The sequence below is a fragment of the Dellaglioa sp. CoH-57-MRSF-18 genome, from assembly GCF_056781995.1.
In genome coordinates this window covers 1-480 of the sequence record NZ_JBXAXX010000074.1, presented here as the reverse complement: position 1 = coordinate 480, position 480 = coordinate 1, and the positions used below count along the sequence as shown (strand labels likewise).

Below are 480 nucleotides of genomic sequence, written 5' to 3'. Positions count from 1 at the left end.
CAAAACGAATCATACCATTGCGAGAGGTAAGAAACAAGGCTTTTGCTGGGGAAATAGCGCGAGGCTCCGGTTCTGATCGGGGCGGAAGCTTATCGAACCCCAACAACGGACTGTATTCGTCGTCAAGAGCACGTGCCCGCTCCCACCCATTGATCCACAGCGCCCGCGCGATCCCCGTCTCCGGGTTTTGATCGAGAGTCATTCCCGACCAGTAGGCGTCTCGGCCCGCGCGGCGTGGATCGGTCATTCGATATTCCGATATGCGTGTTCGATACGGTCAGCCAGACGACGGCGTTCGCACGCGACCTCTAGACACATGGCCTCTTGAGCAGATGTTAGGCAATCTTGGCCGATCTTCTCAAACTTTTGTGCTTCTGTACGAAGTAGGTCGATGCACACCAGCATCTCCTTAGGCGTCATGCCCAACGGGTAATAAACGCTCATGATCATCTCCTTGAAAGTTGGTGTGACTATTATACA

At 54.0% G+C, this 480-nt stretch carries 1 protein-coding gene; it reads right to left on the bottom strand.

Annotation, left to right across the window (positions count from 1 at the left end):
- Positions 1 to 243 precede the first annotated feature (243 nt).
- Positions 244 to 480, bottom strand: a 237-nt coding sequence (locus AC1RPG_RS08135; protein ID WP_481762488.1) for a hypothetical protein, incomplete at its 5' end; no start/stop codon positions are given.